This window comes from Pseudomonas sp., from assembly GCF_035277045.1.
In the GTDB taxonomy this organism is placed as follows: Bacteria; Pseudomonadota; Gammaproteobacteria; order Pseudomonadales; family Pseudomonadaceae; genus Aquipseudomonas.
Map to the genome: position 1 here is coordinate 1 of NZ_DATELE010000288.1, position 3,788 is coordinate 3,788.

General features: G+C 63.5%; 4 protein-coding genes. 2 read left to right on the forward strand and 2 right to left on the reverse strand.

Going from position 1 to position 3,788, the window contains the following annotated elements; all coding sequences use genetic code 11:
- Together VJS90_RS19915 and VJS90_RS19920 are read left to right on the forward strand one after the other, a co-directional pair.
- Positions 1-952: amidase (locus VJS90_RS19915; RefSeq protein ID WP_324123348.1), on the forward strand; the 952-nt coding region annotated here is incomplete at its 5' end.
- Positions 953-1,020: 68 nt separating this feature from the next.
- Positions 1,021-2,376 carry a D-serine ammonia-lyase gene (locus VJS90_RS19920; RefSeq protein ID WP_324123349.1) on the forward strand — a complete coding sequence of 452 codons (1,356 nt, stop codon included), beginning with the start codon at positions 1,021-1,023 and terminating at the stop codon, positions 2,374-2,376.
- A gap of 58 nt (positions 2,377-2,434) precedes the next feature.
- Here the strand turns inward: VJS90_RS19920 and VJS90_RS19925 are convergent, their stop codons facing one another.
- Both VJS90_RS19925 and VJS90_RS19930 read right to left on the reverse strand, forming a co-directional pair.
- Positions 2,435-3,199 (reverse strand): 5-oxoprolinase subunit PxpA, encoded by a 765-nt coding sequence (locus tag VJS90_RS19925; protein ID WP_324123350.1) that lies wholly within the window; start codon positions 3,197-3,199, stop codon positions 2,435-2,437.
- The coding region (locus VJS90_RS19930; protein ID WP_414704957.1) for a biotin-dependent carboxyltransferase family protein at positions 3,192-3,788 on the reverse strand (597 nt) is incomplete at its 5' end. The genes VJS90_RS19925 and VJS90_RS19930, both read right to left, overlap by 8 nt.

Here is a 3,788-nt window from a genome sequence, read left to right on the forward strand (position 1 = left end):
TCTGCGCACCTCCCCTGGCCTGGTTCCGAGTGAACGCAAGCTGCTGGGCTGGACCCCTATCTCGGTCGTGGGCCCCATGGGCCGCGACGTGGCCGATACCTGGCTGCAGCTGGCAGCAACAGCAGGTGTCGCCCCAAACGATCCGCTGAGCTACGACTTCCACATGCCGGCGTCGATGGACAGCCTGGGCCCGGTAGACCTCTCCCGCTTGCGCGTCGGCTACACCGAAGACTTCGGCGTGTGCGACGTGGACAACGACATCCGGCGAGTATTTCGCAAGAAGATCGCCAGCCTCAAAGGCCTGTTCGCAGTTTGCGAAGAGGTCGAGGTCGATATGCAGCACGCTCATCGCTGCTTCGATGTGGTGCGCGCCGAAGCCTTCGTCGGCAGCTTGCAGGCAGCCTACGAAAAGGACCCTGACGCCCTGGGCCCCAACCCTCGGGCAAACTACGAGATGGGCGCGCGCATGTCGCTCAAGGACTGTGTCTGGGCCAATGGCGAACAAACCCGTATTTTCCGCAGCTTCCAGAAGCTCTTCGGGCAGTACGACCTGATCCTCTCTCCCACCACCCCCGTCTCGGCCTTCCCTTGGGAGCAACCCTACCTGACCAGCGTCAATGGGGTGGAGCTGGAGAACTACTACCGGTGGCTCGCGCTCACCTACGTGGTCACCCTGGCCACGAACCCTGCGCTGTCGATGCCCATGGGCGTCGATCACCTGAGCATGCCTTTCGGCATGCAGGTCATTGGCAAGTTTCGCGGCGACCTGGAGCTGTTGATGGCCGCGAAAGCGCTGGAAGCTCACTGCAACGTCACGTCCGAGCTTTCACGGCCAACACCTGACCTGTCCGCGCTGGCACAAAGCGATATCAATCTGTTGACGCCCGTCACCCACCCTCCTCTGCCCCCAGAGCTCAGCGGCAGCCCGGCTGTGGGACGGCCAGCCGTCTAGGCATCTGAGCATCCCGTCATGGCTGGCGCCGGCCGCCATGACGCACCCCAGTCTTCACGGAGCCCGAAATGATCCACGGCAAAACCATAGAAGCATGGAAATCGAGCCATCCTCTGGTCGCAGACCTGATTTCCCTGAAACCACTTTCCTGGTTCAACCCAGACATCGCACCGAGCACCGAGGCACTTGGTGACGTCGGGCTGTCCGCTACCGATGTCCAGCTGGCCAGCGCCAGGCTCCAGCGGTTTGCTCCCTACCTGGCAAGCGTGTTTCCCGCGACGGCGCCGTCAGGCGGCATTATCGAGTCTCGTATCACACCGCTGACGAACACCCGGGACCTGCTGATCGAACAGTCCGCCCTGCAAGGCGCGGGTTCGCTCTGGCTCAAGGCCGATAGCGAGTTGCCGATTTCAGGGTCGGTCAAAGCCCGGGGTGGCATCCACGAAGTGCTCAAGCACGCCGAGGACAGAGCGCTGCAGGCCGGTTTGATCACCCTTGAGGATGACTACACGGTTCTCGCCAGTGATGAAGCCAAGGCTTTCTTCAGTCAGTACACCATCGCCGTTGGCTCGACGGGCAACCTTGGTCTGTCGATCGGCATCATGAGTGCGAAGCTGGGTTTCCAGGTGACGGTTCACATGTCATCGGACGCACGCCAGTGGAAGAAGGACAAGCTGCGCGCCCATGGCGTCACGGTGATCGAGTACGCGTCCGACTACAGCGTCGCGGTAGAACAAGGCCGGCTGCAGGCGGCCGCCGACCCCACGTGCTATTTCGTTGATGACGAGAACTCCCCACACCTGTTCCTGGGATATGCGGTCGCCGCTGAACGCCTGGCACGCCAGTTCGCGCAGGCGAAGATCAGCGTCAGCACGGATGCCCCGCTGTTCGTCTATCTTCCCTGTGGCGTCGGCGGTGGGCCAGGAGGTGTCGCGTTCGGGCTCAAGCTGGTGTTCGGCGATGCCGTTCACTGCATATTTGCCGAACCCACGCATTCACCCTGCATGTTGCTGGGCGTGTATACGGGGCTGCACGATCAAACCAGCGTGCAGGACTTTGGCATCGACAACGTGACAGCCGCGGACGGCCTCGCGGTTGGCCGCCCGTCCGGCTTCGTGGGCAAGGCGATGCAGCGTCTGATTGACGGCTACTACACGGTCACCGATGAAGAGCTCTACCGGCTGCTGGTCGCGGCATGGGAGCTGGATGGCGTGAAACTTGAGCCCTCGGCCCTGGCGGGCATGCCGGGTATGATCAAGGTGCTGGAATCGCCAGACTACCTGAGCCGCATGGGATTCACGCCAGCGCAGCTGCGAAGCGCCACCCATCTTGTCTGGGGAACAGGTGGGAGCATGGTGCCCGATGATGAGTACGACGCTTACCTGGCGAAAGGACGCGGCCTGAAGGCCTGCCATCAGCCTTGAGCACGTGTGGCCGGCGAATCCCTTCGCCGGCCACACCATCAAGCCATGACCCTGCGACTCAGACCGATCGCGGAGCACGCACGGCCACACCCTCACGAATCAACGCCTCCCTGATCGCACGCGCGAATGACGCCGCGCCCGGCTGATCACCATGAATGCACAACGTATCGGCCCGCACCGGTACCCGGGTGCCGTCGACGGCAATCACATGCCCTTCGCGCAGCATGCAAAGCACCTGCGCCACGGCCTGGCCGGTATCGGTGATCATCGCGTTGGCCTGGCCGCGAGGCGTCAGTGAGCCATCGGGCTGATAGCTGCGATCGCCGAACACTTCGTGGCGCACCGGCAAGCCAACAGCTTCTGCGGCGGTGGTCAATGCGCTGTTGGCCAGGCCGTAGAGATACAGGTCCGGGTTGAAGTCCCGAACGGCTTCGCAGATCGCCCGGGCGAGGACAGGGTCTGCTGCGGCCTGGTTGTACAGGGCGCCATGGGGTTTCACATGCTGCAGCGTCGTGCCCTGCGCGCAGGCGAACGCGCTCAATGCGCCGATCTGATACAGCACGCACTCATAGGCCTCATCTGCGCTGAGGCTCATCTTGCGCCGGCCAAAGCCCTGCAGGTCCGGAAAACCCGGATGGGCGCCGATCGCCACGCCGTGCTTCACGGCGGCGGCCACGGTCTGGCGCATGATGCGGGGGTCACCGGCGTGGAAGCCGCAGGCGATGTTGGCCGAGGTGATCTGGGCCAGTACGGCCTCGTCATCGCCCATGCGATACAGCCCGAACCCTTCGCCCAGGTCACTGTTGAAATCGATCTCAGGCATGCTCATGCTCCAGTTGGGTCAGCAGTCGGGCGCGCTTCACGGCGAGGCGTTGGGCGTGTTCCAGGGTGGTCAGCTCGAAGCGGACGGTTTCGCCGGGCAGGCGCTGGGCCAGCAAGGGAAGATCGGCACTGATGACATGGGCGATCCGCGGGTAGCCACCCGTGGTTTGCCGGTCCGCCATCAGCACGATGGGTTGCCCATTGGGCGGCACCTGCACCGTCCCGAAGGTGACCGCTTCGGAAAGCAGTTCCAGTGGATGCTCGAGCGGCAGCGCCTCGCCTTGCAGGCGATAACCCATCCGCTCCGAGTCGTTGCCGATACGGTACTGACTGGTCAACAGACTGAGCCTGGCCTCTTCGGTAAAAGCCCCCCACTCGCCACCGGGAATGATGCGGATCGGTGCATCCGCCTCACGCTCGACAGAGCGCGTGAGGCCTGCAGGGAGGACAATTCTCGGAGCATTGCGGAAACTGGATGCAAACCCCAGGCGATCACCGGCCACCAGCGCCCTGCCCAGCACGCCGTCATACGCACCGCGCCGATAGGTACTGACGCTGCCGAGCACTTTCTCGGTGGTGAACCCACCAGC